17 protein-coding genes are annotated in these 17,865 nt (G+C 62.0%); 3 read left to right on the top strand and 14 right to left on the bottom strand.

The window, feature by feature from the left end; all coding sequences use genetic code 11:
* Positions 1-118: 118 nt before the first annotated feature.
* The 3 genes from ABVN20_RS19250 to ABVN20_RS19240 all read left to right on the top strand — a co-directional run bounded on the left by ABVN20_RS19250 (position 119) and on the right by ABVN20_RS19240 (position 2,056).
* Positions 119-463 (top strand): pilin assembly protein, encoded by a 345-nt coding sequence (locus ABVN20_RS19250; RefSeq protein WP_368557280.1) that lies wholly within the window; start codon positions 119-121, stop codon positions 461-463.
* Positions 464-801: 338 nt separating this feature from the next.
* Positions 802-1,215, top strand: coding sequence for a DUF4398 domain-containing protein (locus ABVN20_RS19245; RefSeq protein ID WP_368557279.1), 414 nt, complete (start codon positions 802-804; stop codon positions 1,213-1,215).
* Positions 1,216-1,261: 46 nt separating this feature from the next.
* Positions 1,262-2,056 (top strand): OmpA family protein, encoded by a 795-nt coding sequence (locus ABVN20_RS19240; protein ID WP_368557278.1) that lies wholly within the window; start codon positions 1,262-1,264, stop codon positions 2,054-2,056.
* Positions 2,057-2,194: 138 nt separating this feature from the next.
* Here ABVN20_RS19240 and ABVN20_RS19235 read toward each other — a convergent pair whose 3' ends face one another.
* From ABVN20_RS19235 to ABVN20_RS19170, 14 genes are all read right to left on the bottom strand, one after another.
* Entirely contained in the window at positions 2,195-2,524 is a 330-nt protein-coding gene (locus ABVN20_RS19235) for a hypothetical protein (RefSeq protein WP_368557277.1), read from the bottom strand.
* Positions 2,521-3,435, bottom strand: coding sequence for an alpha/beta hydrolase (locus ABVN20_RS19230; protein WP_368557276.1), 915 nt, complete (start codon positions 3,433-3,435; stop codon positions 2,521-2,523). Before ABVN20_RS19230 ends, ABVN20_RS19235 begins: the two co-directional genes overlap by 4 nt.
* A 163-nt stretch (positions 3,436-3,598) precedes the next feature.
* Positions 3,599-4,876: a flavohemoglobin expression-modulating QEGLA motif protein gene (locus ABVN20_RS19225; protein ID WP_368557275.1), complete on the bottom strand. Its 1,278-nt coding sequence runs from the start codon at positions 4,874-4,876 to the stop codon at positions 3,599-3,601.
* A 35-nt stretch (positions 4,877-4,911) separates the two neighbouring features.
* On the bottom strand, positions 4,912-5,466 hold the full coding sequence (locus tag ABVN20_RS19220) for a hypothetical protein (RefSeq protein WP_368557274.1): 555 nt from the start codon (positions 5,464-5,466) through the stop codon (positions 4,912-4,914).
* Positions 5,467-5,609: 143 nt separating this feature from the next.
* On the bottom strand, positions 5,610-6,314 hold the full coding sequence (locus ABVN20_RS19215) for a TetR/AcrR family transcriptional regulator (RefSeq protein ID WP_368557273.1): 705 nt from the start codon (positions 6,312-6,314) through the stop codon (positions 5,610-5,612).
* Between the two features lie 113 nt (positions 6,315-6,427).
* A complete protein-coding gene (gene lysS / locus ABVN20_RS19210; RefSeq protein WP_368557272.1) occupies positions 6,428-7,930 on the bottom strand; it encodes a lysine--tRNA ligase in 1,503 nt (500 codons plus the stop codon).
* A gap of 109 nt (positions 7,931-8,039) precedes the next feature.
* A protein-coding gene (gene prfB, locus ABVN20_RS19205; RefSeq protein ID WP_368557271.1) for a peptide chain release factor 2 occupies positions 8,040-9,135 on the bottom strand; the annotation gives its coding sequence in 2 pieces (ribosomal slippage) (positions 8,040-9,062 and positions 9,064-9,135; 1,095 coding nt in all).
* Positions 9,136-9,346: 211 nt separating this feature from the next.
* The gene (locus ABVN20_RS19200) at positions 9,347-10,351 is read right to left on the bottom strand and encodes a diguanylate cyclase (RefSeq protein WP_368557270.1); all 1,005 of its coding nucleotides are present in this window, start codon (positions 10,349-10,351) and stop codon (positions 9,347-9,349) included.
* 45 nt (positions 10,352-10,396) lie between these two features.
* On the bottom strand, positions 10,397-11,407 hold the full coding sequence (locus ABVN20_RS19195; protein ID WP_368557269.1) for a chemotaxis response regulator protein-glutamate methylesterase: 1,011 nt from the start codon (positions 11,405-11,407) through the stop codon (positions 10,397-10,399).
* The gene (locus tag ABVN20_RS19190) at positions 11,404-13,698 is read right to left on the bottom strand and encodes a hybrid sensor histidine kinase/response regulator (RefSeq protein ID WP_368557268.1); all 2,295 of its coding nucleotides are present in this window, start codon (positions 13,696-13,698) and stop codon (positions 11,404-11,406) included. The genes ABVN20_RS19195 and ABVN20_RS19190 overlap by 4 nt, the downstream gene beginning before the upstream one ends.
* Positions 13,695-14,378, bottom strand: coding sequence for a chemotaxis protein CheW (locus ABVN20_RS19185; protein WP_368557267.1), 684 nt, complete (start codon positions 14,376-14,378; stop codon positions 13,695-13,697). Before ABVN20_RS19185 ends, ABVN20_RS19190 begins: the two co-directional genes overlap by 4 nt.
* Positions 14,375-15,643 carry a CheR family methyltransferase gene (locus ABVN20_RS19180; RefSeq protein WP_368557266.1) on the bottom strand — a complete coding sequence of 423 codons (1,269 nt, stop codon included), beginning with the start codon at positions 15,641-15,643 and terminating at the stop codon, positions 14,375-14,377. The genes ABVN20_RS19185 and ABVN20_RS19180 overlap by 4 nt, the downstream gene beginning before the upstream one ends.
* Complete coding sequence (locus tag ABVN20_RS19175) at positions 15,640-16,176, bottom strand: chemotaxis protein CheW (RefSeq protein WP_368557265.1); 537 nt, start codon at positions 16,174-16,176, stop codon at positions 15,640-15,642. The genes ABVN20_RS19180 and ABVN20_RS19175 overlap by 4 nt, the downstream gene beginning before the upstream one ends.
* The gene (locus ABVN20_RS19170) at positions 16,176-17,798 is read right to left on the bottom strand and encodes a methyl-accepting chemotaxis protein (RefSeq protein WP_368557264.1); all 1,623 of its coding nucleotides are present in this window, start codon (positions 17,796-17,798) and stop codon (positions 16,176-16,178) included. The genes ABVN20_RS19175 and ABVN20_RS19170 overlap by 1 nt, the downstream gene beginning before the upstream one ends.
* Positions 17,799-17,865 lie beyond the last annotated feature (67 nt).

Raw genomic sequence — 17,865 nt, 5'->3', positions numbered from 1 at the left:
AAGGGTCATTAAACTCATGGCGCAGAAGCTAGTCTGAAGAGTAAGCCGTACGACGGCTTATACCGGTCACGACCGGACACTTACCGACCTGCTTTTGCAGGCGTGCAATGAGGTAATTATGAGAATCCGTGAGCTTGCCCAGCATTGGGAAGAAACCGGTAAAGGCAACCTGACCGACACCGGTTACTCGATTCACCTGGATGTCGAAGCCGCCGCACGGTTGGCGGCGATCGTCGACATGTATCCCAAACGGCATCCCGAAGAATTGCTCGGCGAACTGATCGGCGCCGCCCTCGAGGAACTGGAAAAGAGCTTTCCTTACGTCAAGGGTTCGACCGTGGTCGCCACTGACGAAGAAGGCGATCCGCTGTATGAGGACGTTGGTCCGACGCCACGTTTTCTCGCCCTTTCACGTCGCCATCTGCATGACCTGGCGTCGGGTGGTGACAAGCAGAAGCATTGATTTTTTCAACTCTCCCGGACCTGTAGGAGCAGCCGGTCGACGCTCGATTGCTCGCGATAGCGGTAGATCAGCGACAAATGAATAGGCTGACCCACCGCATCGCGAGCAAGCTCGCTCCTACAGGGGTCTGCATACCCCGCCACACCGCCAAAGTTCCCGTTTTCAAGCCTTGTCCGTTCGGTCAAAGTTTTTTTGGGCAACAGGCCATCTTCTCTGAACTTTTAAAAAATGCCTTCGGTCACACCCAGTAACCACACCTGGGATGTCCGTTTTTGAAACACGCTGTGATCACGGCTCCGTTCCCAGGATGGATTTTCAGTTGTTCAGGAGTTTTTCCAATGGAGTTGAAGACCATGAAGATCAGCACTGCCAAGTCCTCATCGAACCACCTGCGCAGCCTCAAACTGGCTGCCCTGGCCCTCGGCGGCAGCCTGGTTCTGGCCGGTTGCGCCGGTAACCCGCCCACCGAGCAATATGCCGTGACCGAGTCAGCCGTGAACAATGCGGTCAGCGCCGGCGGCACCGAGTTCGCCGCGGTGGAAATGAAAGCCGCCCAGGACAAGCTCAAACAAGCCGAAATCGCCATGCACGACAAGAAGTACGACCAGGCCCGGATGCTCGCCGAGCAAGCCGAATGGGATGCTCGTGTCGCCGAACGCAAGGCCCAGGCCGTCAAGGCTGAACAGGCGGTGAAGGACTCTCAGAAAGGGGTTCAGGAACTGCGTCAGGAAAGCCAGCGCACCGTGCAGTAAGCGCCGCCGCGACGTATTTCTTACTCGACTTAAAAGGACGAAACCCATGCGCAATCAATTGATGATCCCTGCCCTGCTGGCCGCCAGCGTTGCCCTCGCCGCGTGCTCCACGCCGCCCAATGCCAACCTGGAACAGGCCCGCACCAACTACAGCGGCCTGCAAGCCGATCCACAGGCGAGCAAAGTCGCGGCACTGGAAACCAAGGACGCCAGCGATTACCTGGACAAGGCCGACAAGGCTTATCTGGACAAGGAAGACGAGCACAAGGTTGATCAGTTGGCCTACCTGACCAATCAGCGTGTTGAAGTGGCGAAGCAGACCATCGCCCTGCGCACCGCTGAAGCCAATCTGAAAAACGCCGCGGCCCAACGCGCCCAGGCGCGCCTGGATGCCCGCGACCAGCAGATCAAACAGCTGCAGGACAGCCTCAACGCCAAGCAGACCGATCGCGGCACGCTGGTGACGTTCGGTGATGTGCTGTTCGCCACCGACCGCGCCGACCTCAAGTCCAGCGGCCTGGTGAACATCAACAAGCTGGCGCAGTACCTTCAGGAAAACCCTGATCGCAAGGTGATCGTCGAAGGCTACACCGACAGCACCGGTACGGCGTCGCATAACCAGTCGCTGTCCGAGCGTCGTGCCGGTTCCGTGCGCACCGCGCTGGTGAAAATGGGCGTTGACCCGGCGCGCATCGTCGCCCAGGGCTACGGCAAGGAATACCCGGTGGCGGAGAACTCCTCGGCTTCCGGCCGGGCGATGAATCGTCGGGTGGAAGTGACCATCTCCAACGATAACCAGCCGGTGATGCCGCGTTCGGCCGTGAGTGCCAACACTCAGTAATACGCCGTAACGCAAAAACCCTGTGGGAGCGAGCCTGCTCGCGATAGCGGTCGGACAGTCAACTAATCGGTTGAACGTTCTGGCCCTATCGCGAGCAGGCTCGCTCCCACAGTGGTATGGGGTTGGTCCGAACTCGAATTACGGCTCCAGCTTCTGCGGCGTTTCCTGGCCCATGCAGCGCACGGCCTGTTTCTTGTTGTTGACCAGTACGCCGGTCAGGCCTTTCTGTTCGGTGTCGAACATCACCAGCACGCCATCAATGCACTGCGCCACTTGCGCGGCCGGTTGCAGCGAAATCTTGTAGTCCTCGCCCGGCACTGTCTTGAGCATGGTGAAGTCGTTGAGCAGCAACGCATCCTCCGGCTTGGCGAAGTGCAGGTAGCCGTACCACCACAGCGCCCCGACGGTGCCGAGGATGGTGCAGATACCGGTGATGATCAGCGGGATGGCGTTACGTTCTTCACTCATTGCGGGCTCTCTGGTGGTTCATCTTTTGAATGTTCGGGGGCCGGGTAGTTGGGGATTTCCCCCAGGCGGCGCAGACCGTCGAAGTGCTGCGGGTCGTCCAGGTAACGCAGCATGACCTTGCGCCATACCGGATCGGCGAAGGTCTGCACGTGCCCACCACGGGTCAGTTGCAGCACGCGCGGCGGCGGCGCAGCTTGATACAGTCGGATGCCGTTGGAAAGGGGCACGATCGGATCGTCGATGCTGTGGTAGATCAGCTTGGGCACGCCATCGAGCTGCGCCATGGAGTGAATGGCGCTGTCGCCGTCGGGCACCAGCCACGACAATGGCACCTGGAACGTCCAGGTCAGCCATGAATGGCTCAAGGCAAACTGGCCGACACTGCGGTAACTGGCCGGCACGCCGTCGAGGACAAACGCCTTGAGCTGCTTTTGCCGCTCGGGGTGCTGGACCAGGTAATGCACGGCCATCGACCCGCCCAGGCTCTGGCCAAGCAGGACCAGTGGCTTGCCCTGGACTTCCGGCGTCTGGTCGAGCCATTTGAACGCGGCGTCGATGTCCTGATAAATCGCCGGCAGACTGGGCTCACCTTCAGATAATCCATAACCGCGATAGTCGATCAGCAGCACCTGATAACCCTCCTCCGGCAACCAGTAGCTGCCACCCAGGTGCATCGGCAGGTTGCCGCCGTTGCCATGCAGGTGCAACACCGTGCCCTTGACCTCGACTCCTTTTTTCGCCGGCAACCACCAGCCATGCAGCCTGACGCCATCGGCGGTGGTCAGGGTGACGTCGCGGTATTCCAGATGGGCTTTTTCCGGGGTGAACAACTGGCCGGGCTCGGGGTAGAACAGCAGCGAGCTGCAACCGCCGAGGGTCAGGAGAAGGCAGAGGATGCCGAGGATTCTCATCCGTTGAAACCTCGCAAATTTTGGCTGGAAGACGATCCATTGTGGGAGCGAGCCTGCTCGCGATGGCGGAGTATCAGGCACACGGATGTCGAATGTTAAGCAGCTATCGCGAGCAGGCTCGCTCCCACAGGTTCAAATCACACAGGTTGAGACATCACCGGGTTTACAGGATGTTGGAGTAATCCGCCTCGATCCGGTCCAGGCTCAGGTGGTTGAGGAAGTTGGAGAAGCACATCCACGCCGACAACGCGTTCATGTCGCGGAACTGTTCCGGCAGGTATTTGGGCGGCACCACCAGGCCTTCATCGACCAGTTGGCGCAAGGTGCGCATGTCTTCCAGGGTGGTCTTGCCGCAGAACAGCAGCGGCACCTGTTCGAGCTTGCCCTTGCGCACGGCCAACTGAATATAGTTGTAAACCATGATGAAGCCCTTGAGGTAGGACAAGTCTTTGGTGAATGGCAGGCCCGTCGGCACCGAGCCACGGAACACCCGGCTGGCATTGCCGTAGCTTTCCGCCATTTCGAAGCCCTGTTCACGGAAGAACTCGAACACCTGCAGGAAGTCCGCGCCCTCCTCGACCATGTGAATGGCGCGGGTGCGGTTGGTCAGCTTGCGCAGGCGGCTCGGGTAGGAGGCGAAGGTGATGATTTCCATGAGGATCGCCAGGCCTTCCTGGGTCACCGTCGACGAGGGCGGGCCCTTGGACAGGAACGTGCAGATCGGCTGGTTCAGCCCGTTGAGCGTGGTGCCCACGTGCACCAGCCCTTCGTGAACTTCCAGGGCGCGCACGTCACGCTCGTTGAACATGGCGTCGGTGCGGATCTTGATGTAGTCGGCGCCCGCCGCCGCGTCCGCGACAATGCCGTCGGACTCGAACACCCGAATGGTTTCCTCGGCCTCGCCGAACACGCGGCTCAAGCGCGTTTGCAGCAGGTCCACGGCGTCCTTGGCGGTGAGGATTTTCGGTTCGTCCTTGAGATCGCCACGGCCGTCGATGTTGTTCAGGTAATCGGAAAGCATCAGGCCCAGGTCAGACAGCGTCGGGTCACCGGCGTGGAACGCATCGGACGCCGCGCCGTACAGTTCCTGGGAAATCAGGCCGAAGTCCTCGGTGCCGCGCGCTTCGAGCATGCGCACCACCATGCGGTATTCCTTGCACATGCGGCGCATGATCTGGCCCACCGGGTTGAACTGCCCCAGTTGCCGGGTGATGTCGCGCTCGATGTTCTGGAACTCCAGCTTCACTTTGCTGGAATCGAAAGACAGCGGCCGGTTGAGGTAGTAATCGCGGTCCACCGCCGGCATTTCCTTGCCCTTGGCCTTGAGGAAACCCTTGCGGATGTTCTCGTCCCACTTCACCGCATCGAGGACGCGAATCGGCGTCTGTGCCAGGACTATGCGATCGGACAAAACGCGGATCGTCTGCTGGTAATCGTCCACCCGAAACTCCTGTAGAAAACCGTTCTGTACTGGGTTTATTTGGCTTTGGCCTGACGCTGGTAGCGCACTGCCTCGACGAACACATCGGTATTGGCCGGATCGTCGAGGTAGGCGAAGACCTGTTGCATGCCGCTGTCGATCAACACGCCGTCGCCATCGTCGGTCTGGAATCCTTCGCCGCTGAGGGCTTTCTGCCCCAGGGCCTGCTTGATCTGCTCGAGGTCGAGGTTGTAGACCACCAGTTCATGTTTGTCGGTAATTTCGAAACCGGCAATGGTGAAGTGCCCGCCGAACTGCGCCGGCACCTTCGCCGACAGATACCAGCGGCTGCCGTGACGCGAAACCGTGAAGGGATAGGCTTCGCGCTCCTTGGGCCGGGCCTGGAAGTAGCTCACCGCCTGATAGCGATTGTCGCCGATGCGCGTCAGTTCCAGGCTCATCGGCTCACCCCAGGCGTTGGTGCTGGTCCATTTGCCGAGCAATCCCTTGGGCGCGGGGTCGTTCGCCGGCAATGGCTCCTTGAAGGTCACCAGGCAACCGCTGAGCAACAGCACCGACAAGGCAATCACGACCACACGCCAGGCTTTCATTCGATACTCCATTGTGGAATGTATGCCTCTCTCCTCTCCCCTGTAGGAGCGAGCTTGCTCGCGATGCGTTTTTTCAGCCACACATCAATCGCCTGACACACCGCCTCGCGAGCAAGCTCGCTCCTACACCTACAGGGTAGGAGTTAAACCGAAGCCAGCACCAAATGCATATAACGCGTGAGTATGCCGAGCATTTCGGTTTCGGCATCCGGCTCGGCTTCGTTGAGCAGGCCCTGATATTCCATCCGTCCGATAATCGCCGTCAACACTTTGGCATCCTGCAGCGGTTCACGCGAGCCCAATACCTGGAACAACTGACACGAGCCCTGCAACAGAATCTGCTGATGGGAACGCACAAGCTCTGCCAGACGCGGGTTGAGCAGCGCCTCCTGGCGGAACGCCTGCTCGGCCATCAGGTGCTCGCGGCGGTTGATCAACTGGCGATGAACATAGTCGGCCATCAATCGCGCAATGTCGTCCGCCAACTGCGAGCGCGACTCCGGGCTGCCGTCGCCGCTGATCACCATCTCGCGCAACAAACCTTCGTTGTTCACCCACAGCTTGGCCATGAATGCCGCGCTGCGCTCTACATATTGGGCGAAGGTATCGGTGAGCAGGTCATCAATGTCCTTGAAATAGTAAGTGGTGGCCGACAGCGGCACACCGGCCTCGGCGGCGACCGCACGGTGACGCACGGCCCGCACACCCTCGCGCACGACAATGCGCATGGCCGCATCGAGAATGTCCTGGCGCCGCTGCTCGCTGCCCTGGCGGCTGGCCTTGCGCCCCTGATACTGGACACTTTCAGCGACCGCCGTGGCGATATCCGCTGCACCTTCTTGAGCCATTGCGCCATTCACAACCTGGATTCCTCTCTACTGCAAAAGTAACCATTTGATACGTTTGTACCAGACAGGCAATAAAAAGCCGCCCAATTCAGGCGGCTTTTTAGTTGAAACATTTACGCTTGTGGCCGCATGTGCGGGAACAGGATCACGTCGCGGATCGACGGGGAGTTGGTCAGCAGCATCACCAGGCGGTCGATGCCGATGCCCTCACCGGCCGTTGGCGGCATGCCGTACTCCAGCGCGCGAACGAAGTCGGCGTCGTAGTGCATGGCTTCGTCGTCGCCGGCGTCCTTGTCGGCCACCTGCGCCATGAAACGCTCGGCCTGGTCTTCCGCGTCGTTCAACTCGGAGTAGGCGTTGGCGATTTCACGACCACCGATGAACAGCTCGAAACGGTCGGTGACGTTCGGGTTGTCGTCGTTGCGACGGGCCAGCGGCGACACTTCGAACGGGTACTGGGTAATGAAGTGCGGCTGCTCCAGCTTGTGCTCGACCAGCTCTTCGAAAATCATCACCTGCAACTTGCCCAGGCCTTCGAAGCCCAGCACCTTGGCGCCGGCTTTCTTGGCAATGGCACGGGCCTTGTCGATGTCGTTCAGGTCATCGGCGGTCAGCTCAGGGTTGTACTTGAGGATCGAGTCGAACACCGACAGGCGTGCGAACGGCTCGCCGAAGTGGAACACCTTGTCGCCGTACGGCACGTCGGTGCTGCCCAGCACCAGCTGCGCCAGCTCGCGGAACAGTTCTTCGGTCAGGTCCATGTTGTCTTCGTAGTCGGCGTAGGCCTGGTAGAACTCCAACATGGTGAATTCAGGGTTGTGACGAGTCGAAACGCCTTCGTTACGGAAGTTGCGGTTGATCTCGAACACTTTCTCGAAGCCGCCAACCACCAGGCGCTTGAGGTACAGCTCAGGCGCGATACGCAGGAACATTTCCATGTCCAGCGCGTTGTGGTGGGTTTCGAACGGCTTGGCCGCCGCGCCGCCCGGGATGGTCTGCAGCATCGGCGTCTCGACTTCGAGGAAGTCGCGCTTCATCAGGAAGCTGCGGATGTGGGCAATGACTTGCGAACGCACGCGGAAGGTCTGGCGCACGTCTTCGTTGACGATCAGGTCAACGTAACGCTGGCGGTAGCGCTGTTCGGTGTCGGTCAGGCCGTGGTGCTTGTCCGGCAGTGGGCGCAGGGACTTGGTCAGCAGGCGCACGCTGGTCATTTCCACGTACAGGTCGCCCTTGCCGGAACGGGCCAGGGTGCCTTCGGCGGCAATGATGTCGCCCATGTCCCAGGTTTTCACCGCGGCCAGGGTTTCTTCGGACAGGGTCTTGCGGTTGACGTAGACCTGGATGCGACCGGTCATGTCCTGGATCACCATGAACGAGCCACGGTTGAGCATGATGCGACCGGCAACCTTGACCGGGATTGCAGCCTCTGCCAGCTCTTCCTTGGTCTTGTCCGCGTACTGTTTCTGCAAGGCATCGCAGTAGTTTTCGCGGCGGAAGTCGTTCGGGAAGGCGTTGCCCTTGGCGCGCTCGGCAGCCAGCTTTTCCTTGCGCAGGGCGATCAGGGAGTTTTCTTCCTGTTGCAGGGCTTGCGGGTCGAGTTCTAGGTCGCTCATGTCTTTAAAAATTCCATCACAGGTTCGTTGTCCCCGGCCTTCGGCGCGGGGATCGCGGGCAAGCCCGCTCCTACATAAGGAGCGGGGTGTCAGCCGATCTTGTCTTGCTTTACAGCCCGGACTTCAGGCTGGCTTCCAGGTATTCGTCGATGTCGCCGTCGAGCACCTTGTCGCAGTCGCTGCGTTCGATGTTAGTGCGCAGATCCTTGATCCGCGAGGCATCGAGAACGTAGGAGCGGATCTGGTGACCCCAGCCGATATCCGACTTGCTGTCTTCCAGGGCCTGGGAGGCCGCGTTGCGTTTCTGCATTTCCTGCTCGTACAACCGGGCCCGCAGCATTTTCATGGCGGTGTCCTTGTTGGCGTGCTGGGAACGTTCGTTCTGGCAGCTGACCACGGTGTTGGTCGGTACGTGGGTGATACGTACGGCCGAGTCGGTGGTGTTTACGTGCTGACCACCGGCACCGGAGGAACGGTAGGTGTCGATGCGCAGGTCCGCCGGGTTGATCTCGATTTCCACCTTGTCGTCGATCTCTGGCGAGACGAATACCGCGGAGAACGAGGTGTGGCGACGGTTGCCGGAGTCGAACGGGCTCTTGCGCACCAGGCGGTGCACGCCGATCTCGGTGCGCAGCCAGCCGAAGGCGTACTCGCCCTTGATGTGCACGGTGGCACCCTTGATCCCGGCGACTTCACCGGCCGACAGTTCCATGATGGTGGCGTCGAAGCCGCGTTTGTCGGCCCAGCGCAGGTACATGCGCAGCAGGATGTTGGCCCAGTCCTGGGCTTCGGTGCCGCCGGAACCGGCCTGGATGTCCAGGTAGGCGTTGTTCGGGTCCATCTCGCCGCTGAACATGCGACGGAATTCCAGCTTGGCCAGGTTCTCTTCCAGGCGGGCCAGTTCGGCGATCACGTCATCGACGGCGCCTTCGTCGTTTTCTTCGACGGCCATGTCCAGCAGGTCGCGGCAATCGGCCAGGCCACCGGACAATTCGTCCAGGGTCTCGACGATCTGCGCCAGCGCAGAACGCTCACGGCCCAGTTCCTGGGCGTATTCAGGCTTGTTCCAGACACTCGGATCTTCAAGCTCGCGGTTGACCTCGGTCAGACGCTCATGCTTTTGATCGTAGTCAAAGATACCCCCGAATGGTTTCGGAGCGCTCGGACAAGTCCTTGATAGTGTTCAGGATCGGGTTGATTTCCATGGCGGGCAGCACTCGTAGGCGAACTTTTGAAAGCCGGCGAGTATAACGCCAAACGACTGCCAGCGGCAGTCCGCTTGGTCGAAAACGCCCTCCCCTGTAGGAGCGAGCTTGCTCGCGATGAACGTCAACGATGACGCGGGCGGTCTGACACACCGCGGCGTTCTGGCGTTCATCGCGAGCAAGCTCGCTCCTACACCTACAGGTCAGGGGTTCAGGCGATGCCTACCTGGTTGCGGCCATTGTGCTTGGCCTGGTACAGCCCCTTGTCGGCCGCCGAGATCAGTTGCCGGCAATCGCTGCCAGGCTGCGGGGTCATGGTCGACAGGCCGACGCTGATGGTCAGGCTGGAGCCTTCGGTGGGTGCGATGTGCGGGATTTTCAGCGCGGCCACGGTCTGGCGCAGTTTTTCCGCCACCAGGCGGGCACCGCCCGGCGAAGTGTTGGGCAGCACCAGGGCAAATTCTTCGCCGCCGTAGCGGGCCGGCAGGTCCGACGGTCGGGCGCTGGCGTCGCGGATGGCGTTGGCGACCTTGCGCAGCGCTTCATCACCTTCCAGATGGCCGAAGCTGTCGTTGTAGGTCTTGAAGTAGTCCACGTCGATCATCAGCAGCGACAACTGGCTCTGGTCACGCAATGAGCGGCGCCATTCCAGTTCCAGGTATTCATCGAAGTGACGGCGGTTCGACAGGCCGGTCAGGCCGTCGGAGTTCATCAGGCGTTGCAGCACCAGGTTGGTGTCGAGCAACTGCTGCTGGCTGACCCGCAAGGCACGGTAGGCGGCATCGCGCTGCAACAGGGTCAGGTAAGAACGCGAGTGATAGCGGATGCGCGCCACCAGTTCGATGTTGTCCGGCAGCTTGACCAGGTAATCATTGGCGCCGGCGGCAAATGCCGCACTTTTGACCAGCGGATCTTCCTTGGTCGAGAGCACGATGATCGGAATGTCCTTGGTCGCCGGGTGATTGCGGTATTCACGCACCAGGCTCAAGCCATCCAGGCCGGGCATGACCAGATCCTGGAGAATCACCGTCGGCTTGATGCGCACCGCCTGGGCGATCGCCTGATGCGGGTCGGCGCAGAAGTGGAAGTCGATGTTCTCTTCATTCGACAACCCGCGACGCACGGCTTCGCCGATCATGGCCTGATCGTCCACCAGCAGGACCATCGCCGCCTTATCTTCGTCGACCTTGATGTCTTCGATCTGTAACTCATTCATGTGTGGTCACCTGATCATCCGGATCATCATTGCAGCGAAACGTAGTCATTTGGCGAAAATCTCCAGCAATCTTGGCGCTATCTTGTCCAGCGCGCGAATCTCTGTGGCGGCGTCGATGGCCGCTGCCGCTTTCGGCATGCCATACACTGCGCTGCTTTGTTGGTCCTGAGCGATGGTCAGGTAACCCTGTTGACGCATGAGTTTAAGCCCCTGCGCGCCGTCTCGCCCCATGCCGGTCAATAAAACCCCGACGGCATCGCCATTCCAGTAACTGGCCACGCTTTCGAAAAACACGTCGATCGAGGGCCGATAGATTTCGTTGACCGGTTCGGCGGTATACGCCAGCGTGCCGTTCTTCAGCAAGCGAATATGGTGATTGGTGCCCGCCAGCAGTACCGCGCCGGGCTGGGGCGGTTCGCCCTCGCGAGCCAGGCGCACGTTCAGGCCGCTGGCGCTGCTGAGCCATTCGGCCATGCCGGCGGCGAAGACCTGATCCACGTGCTGCACCAGCACGATGGCGACCGGAAAATCCCTTGGCAGCCCCTTGAGCAGCACTTCCAGCGCCGCCGGCCCGCCCGCGGACGAGCCAATGGCAATCAGGCGCTGGCGCGAAGCGCTGCCACGCAGCGGGCTGGGGGCCTGGCGCTCGCGGTTTGCGCGGTCGCCGATCAGCCAGCCGATGTTCATGATCTTGCGCAGCAGGGGTGCGGCCGCTTCATGGGGGTTGCCCGCACCGAGCGCGGGGGTGTCCACCACATCCAGGGCGCCATGACCCATGGCCTCGAACACCCGGTGTACGTTCTGCTGGCGGTCGACGGTCACGATAACGATGGCGCACGGCGACTCGGCCATGATCCGCCGCGTCGCCTCGACACCGTCCATGACCGGCATGATCAGATCCATCAGGATCAGGTCCGGGGTATTTTCGGCACAGCGCTGCACGGCCTCGGCGCCGTTGGCCGCCACCCACACCACCTCATGCGTCGGATCGAAAGCCAACGCGCGACGCAATGCCTCGACCGCCATGGGCATATCGTTGACGATTGCGATCCTCATGCCCTCGCTCCTCCGATGAGCTCAACCACTGCATCAAGCAGGGCATCATCATGAAAACTGGCTTTGGCTAGATAATAGTCGGCTCCGGCGTCCAGTCCACGACGACGATCTTCTTCGCGATCCTTGTACGACACCACCATGACCGGCAGCGATTGCAAACGGTTGTCCCGGCGCAACAGGGACACCAGTTCGATGCCGTCCATGCGCGGCATGTCGATGTCGGTGATCAGCAGGTCGAACGCCTCCGAACGCAAGGCGTTCCAGCCATCCATGCCGTCGACCGCCACGGCCACGTCGTAACCGCGATTGATCAGCAACTTGCGCTGCAGCTCGCGCACCGTCAGCGAATCGTCGACCACCAGGATCCGTTTGCGCGCGGCGTCGGCCGTCTGGCTGCCCTGGCGGGCGATCCGCTCCAGGCGCCCGGCATTGAGCAGCTTGTCCACTGAACGCAGCATGTCCTCGACGTCGACGATCAACACCACCGAACCGTCGTCGAGCAAGGCGCCGGCGGAAATGTCCTGGACCTTGCCCAACCGTTCGTCGAGCGGCAGGACCACCAGGGTGCGCTCGCCGATGAACCGCTCGACCGCGACGCCGTAGACCGCGTCGCGCTCGCGGATCACCACGACCTTGAGGGTTTGCTGATTGTTCTGGCTGGCCGGGCGCTGGAGCAATTGGCTCGCCGCCACCAGGCCGACATGCCGACCCTCATGCCAGAAGTGCTGGCGGCCTTCGACCTGCACAATGTCGGTGGGCTCCAGGTCGCACATGCGCTCGATGTGCGCCAGCGGAAACGCATAGGCCTCATCGCCCACCTCCACCACCAGGCTGCGCACCACCGACAGGGTCAGCGGCACTTCCAGGTGAAAGCGGCTGCCCTCGCCCGCCGTCTGCTCCAGCACCACCGCGCCGCGCAACTGGCGGACCATGTGCTGGACCGCGTCCAGGCCAACGCCGCGCCCGGACACTTCGGTGACCTTGTCGCGCAGGCTGAAGCCGGGCAGGAACAGGAACGTCAGCAGTTCCTCTTCGCTCAACTGCGCGGCAGTTTCCGCTGGCGACAATTGGCGCTCGATGACACTGCGGCGGACCTTTTCCAGATCGACACCATTACCGTCGTCGCTGAGCTCCAGTACCAGCAAACCGGCCTGGTGGGAGGCACGCAGACGGATCAGGCCTTCTTCGGGCTTGCCCGCCAGCAGGCGTTGCTCCGGGGTTTCGATGCCGTGATCGACGGCGTTGCGCAACAGGTGCGTCAGCGGCGCCTCGAGTTTTTCCAGCACGTCCCGGTCGACTTGGGTTTTCTCGCCCTCGATCTCCAGCCGTACTTGCTTGCCCAGGCTGCGCCCAAGGTCACGAACCATGCGCGCCTGGCCACTCAACACATCGGCGAACGGTCGCATGCGGCAGGCCAGTGCGGTGTCGTACAGCACCTGGGCCCGTTGACTGGCCTGCCAGGCAAACTCGTCCAGCTCGGCGTTCTTTTCCACCAGCAATTGCTGGGATTCGGCCAACAGGCGACGGGCGTCCTCAAGCGCTTCCTGGGCCTCCAGGCTCAGGGCCTGGTCCTTGAGGTGCACGTTGAGATTTTCCAGGGCGCGCAGGCCGTTGTTCTGGATGCGCTTGACCCGTTGCATGGTCGCCAGGTGCGGCTTGAGGCGCAGGGTTTCCACCAGGGATTTGCTCGACAGGTCGAGCAGGCTGTTCAGGCGTTCGGCCGTGACCCGCAGGACCCGCTCGCCGTTTTCCGTGGTGCGTTTGGTTTTGCGGGGCGCCACCACCGGCTCGACCGGCGCAGCAACAACCGGCTCGACCGGCGGCGCAGCGGGCTCGACGACGGGAGGCGGCGGCTCGGTAACGGGCGGCGCAGGCGGCGTGCTGACAGGCGCGGCGGGCGCCAGCGGATCGAGCAAGCGCGCCATCAGCGCCACGTAACCTTCGATATCCGCCGGCGTCGGTGCGTGGTTCGGTGTGGCAATGCGCATCAGCAGGTCGGTGCCCTGCAACAAGGCGTCAATGTGCTCGGGGCGCAGGTACAGGCGTCCCTCCTGGGCGCTGACCAGGCAATCTTCCATCACATGAGCCACGCTGACGCCGGCATCGACGCCGACAATACGCGCCGCACCCTTGAGCGAGTGGGCCGCGCGCATGCACGACTCGAGTTGATCGGCCTGGGTCGGATCGCGCTCGAGCGCCAGCAGCCCGGCGCTCAGCACCTGGGTCTGGGCCTCGGCTTCGAGGCTGAACAGCTCCAGCAAAGAGGCGTCGCGCATTTGCTCGGGGGTCATGTCAGGCTCCGGGTCACGGCAGACAGCAGCTGTTCTTCATCCAGCCAACGCAGGCTGCGACCTTTGAATTGCAACACGCCTCGCGTGTATTTGGCGTTGGCATGGGCGCCGGATCGGGAGGCCGCATCGAGGGTGCGCTCGTCGATGGCATGGATGCCGTCGACTTCGTCCACCGGCACCACCACCGGCCCGCCGTGGGCGGCGATGATCAGCATGCGTGGCATCACCCGTGCGCCGCTGGCCACGTTGTTCGTGCCATCCAGGCCCAGCAGCTCGATCAGCGACAGGCAGGCCACCAGCGCACCGCGCACGTTCGCCACGCCGAGCAAGGCTCGCGAGCGCTGGTGCGGCAACGAATGGATGGTTTGCAGCGGTGCCACTTCCACCAGGCTGCGGGTCGCCAGGCCCAGCCATTCCTCGCCGAGGCGGAACATCAGCAACGAGCGGGTCCTGACCTCGCTCTCGAGTGCGACGCTGACCTGTCCGCGGTCTTCCTGCTGCAACGCGTAGCGATCCAGCAGGCGCGTGGCAGCCGCCGAATACACCGAGCAATTGCGGCAGTGAATATGTTCGACCAGCAGCGGGCAGGACTTGTCGCCATGGATACCGATACGGTTCCAGCAATCGTCGATGGCCTGGGCATCTTCATGGGTCAGGCTGAAGCCGTCGGTGGCATTCATCGTTTGCGCTCACTGTCTGCGCGCTCGCTGCGCGCGGCGCGGTCCTGCAATCGTCGGGCACCCGCCGTGTCCCCCTGGGATTGCAGCAAGGCCGCCAGGTGCATCAACGCTTCGGAATGTTGCGGGTCGAGGTACAACGCCTTGCGGTAAAAACCCTGGGCTTCGAGGGCACTGCCGGCCACATCGCTGAGCAGCCCCAGCCAGTAGAACACCTGCGCCACCGGCTCATGGCTGCGCAGATAATGCTCGCACGCCGCGCGGGCTTCGGCCGCTTTGCCCTCGTTGGCCAGGGCGGCGATGTTGGCCAACAAGGTCGCTGCGTCCGGGTTGGTCGCCCTGGTCGTGACCGGCAACGGCGTCACTGTCGCGAAAGGCCGATTGCGCACCGGTGGTGGTGGCGCCACGGTGCGCCGTACCGGCAGCGCGGTCGGCACGAACACCGGCGCAGGCGCATGCTCCGGTTCCGGAGCCTGGTGCCGACTGAACGCGAACGACTGGGGAATACCGATCGAACGCATGCCGAACCGCCCAAGCAGGCTACCCTCCGCCGGGCCGATGAACAGTACGCCATCGACATGGGTCAGGCGCTTGAGCACTTCGAAAACCTGTTGCTGAGTAGGCTGATCGAAATAGATCAGCAGGTTGCGGCAGAACACAAAGTCGTAGGGCGCTTCATTGGCCAGCAATGCCGGATCCAGCAGATTGCCGACCTGCAAGTGCACCTGTTCCTGTACCCGTTCCTCCAGGCGATAGCCGTCGCCTTCGGCGAGGAAGTGCCGGTCGCGATACGCCAGGTCCTGGCCGCGAAAGGAATTCTTGCCATACACCCCGCGCCGGGCCTTTTCCACAGACAGCGGGCTGACGTCCATGCCTTCGACCTTGAACTGATGCGGCTTGAGTCCGGCATCGAGCAAGGCCATGGCGATGGAGTAAGGCTCTTCGCCAGTGGAGCACGGCAGGCTGAGTATGCGCAGGGCGCGCAGGTTGTTGATTTCGCCCAGGCGCCTGGCGGCCAGTTTGGCCAGGGTGGCGAAGGATTCCGGGTAACGGAAAAACCAGGTTTCGGGCACGATCACCGCTTCGATCAGCGCCTGTTGCTCTTCCCGCGAGTTTTGCAACGTCTGCCAGTATTCGTCGGCCGTCTCGGCGCGGGACGCACTGCTGCGCTGGCGCACCGCGCGCTCGATGATCGCCGGCCCGACCGACGCGACGTCGAGGCCGATACGCTCCTTGAGAAAATCGAAAAACCGTTGATCGCTGTTCATGAGCCTTCCTCAAGCAGCGCCGGGTCCAGCGGCGGCGACGGAAACAGCAACGCACGAACCCGCTCATCCAATAGATCGGCGACACGCACCCACTGCAACAAGCCCTGGGCATCTTCACGTACAGGCCCAAGCCAGGGCGCCTGGCGGTTATCCAGGCCGTAAGGCTGAAAATCCGCCGGGTTGCAGCGCAAGGTATCGGTGGCCTGCTCGAGAATCAGCCCGAGCCAGCGTGCTTCGGCGCCGTCGTGGGCTCGATAGTTGACCAGCACCAGTCGGGTACTGGTTCGCGCCTGGGCCGCCACACCGAACGCCAGGGCACTGAGGTCGATCACCGGCACCACGGCGCCGCGATAGGCAAACACCCCGGCGACCCACTCCGGTGCCTGCGCGACAGGCTTCAACGGCAGGCGCGGCAGCACCTCGGCGATCTCGCTCGCTTGCAGGGCATACCGTTCGCTGCCGATGCGAAATACCAGGAACAACGCCTGCGTCGCCGCTTTCACGGCGGAGCGTTTGGCCGTGAGTTCGTTCATCAGACTTTGAATCGCGACACGCCGCTGCGCAGCCCGACGGCCACCTGGCTCAGTTCGTCGATGGCGGAGCTGGCCTGACGCAGGGATTCGACCGTCTGGCTGCTGGCATCACCCAACTGCACCAGCGCGTGGTTGATCTGCTCGGCACCGGTGGCCTGTGCCTGCATGCCTTCATTGACCATCAGCACCCGAGGCGCGAGCGCCTGCACCTGGTGGATAATCTGCGACAGTTGCTCACCGACCTGCTGCACCTCGAACATGCCACGGCGCACTTCTTCGGAGAACTTGTCCATGCCCATGACCCCGGCCGAGACCGCCGACTGGATCTCGCGCACCATCTGTTCGATGTCGTAGGTGGCCACGGCGGTCTGGTCGGCCAGGCGACGCACTTCGGTGGCGACCACGGCAAAACCGCGGCCGTATTCACCGGCTTTTTCCGCTTCGATCGCGGCGTTGAGCGACAACAGGTTGGTCTGGTCGGCGACCTTGACGATGGTGACGACCACCTGATTGATGTTGCCGGCCTTCTCGTTGAGGATCGCCAGTTTGGCGTTCACCAGATCCGCGGCGCCCATCACCGAATGCATGGTCTCTTCCATCCGCGCCAGGCCCTGCTGCCCGGAACCTGCGGCCACCGAGGCCTGATCGGCCGCCGTGGAGACTTCGGTCATGGTACGCACCAGATCACGCGAAGTGGCGGCGATTTCCCGGGACGTGGCGCCGATTTCGGTGGTCGTGGCCGCGGTTTCCGTGGCGGTGGCCTGCTGCTGCTTGGAAGTCGCGGCGATTTCGGTCACCGACGTGGTGACCTGCACCGACGAGCGTTGGGCCTGGGACACCAGTGACGTGAGTTCGGCCATCATGTCGTTGAAGCCGGTTTCCACCGCGCCGAATTCGTCCTTGCGTTCCAGGTTCAGGCGACCGCTGAGGTCGCCGGTGCGCATGATTTCGAGAATCTCGACGATGCGATTCATCGGCGCCATGATCGCGCGCATCAGCAACAGGCCACATAGAGCCGCGGCCAGTACCGCGACCAGCAGGGAGATGCCCATGATGAGTTTCGCGGTGGCCACGGCGGCATCAATGTTCGCCATGTCTTGATCGGCGACAGCCTTGTTTTGCCGCAGGATGTCATTGAGCTTCATGCGCCCGGCCTTCCACGCCGGCGTCAGCTGTTCGTTGAACAACCTGATGGCGTCGGCTTCCTGATTACGCCTGCGCAAGTCGATCACGCCGTCCAGGATTTTGCCGTAATCGGCATGCAGCTTTTCGAAGGCGGCGAACTCGAGCTTGTCCTCATCGGTGGTGACGGTGGCGCGATAGTCAGCCATGGCCTCTTGCACACGGGCGTCGAAGCCCTTGAACAGGGCAGTGTCTTCCGAGCTGAAACCCTGGGCCTCCTTGAGCCCCAGCATTTCCTGGATCTGCAGATAACTGTCGACCCAGGCACCGCGAATCACCGAGCTGTAATACACGCCTGGCAGAGCGTCATCACGCACACTGGCGTCGCTGGCCTCGATCTTCAACAACCGTGAATACGAGACGACGACCATCAGCAGCATGATGGCGATAATTACCGCAAAGCTCGCCAAGATGCGTTGGCGCAACGTCCAGTTCTTCACAGTCAGTCCTCGGGGCCAGTTAAATGCTGGGGGAGTATAGCCGAGGGCGGTGTGTCATTTATAAGAC

The organism is Pseudomonas sp. MYb118 (assembly GCF_040947875.1).
Classification (GTDB): Bacteria; Pseudomonadota; Gammaproteobacteria; order Pseudomonadales; family Pseudomonadaceae; genus Aquipseudomonas.
The sequence above is the reverse complement of the archived record's forward strand: the minus strand, read 5'-3'. Positions and strand labels throughout refer to the sequence as shown.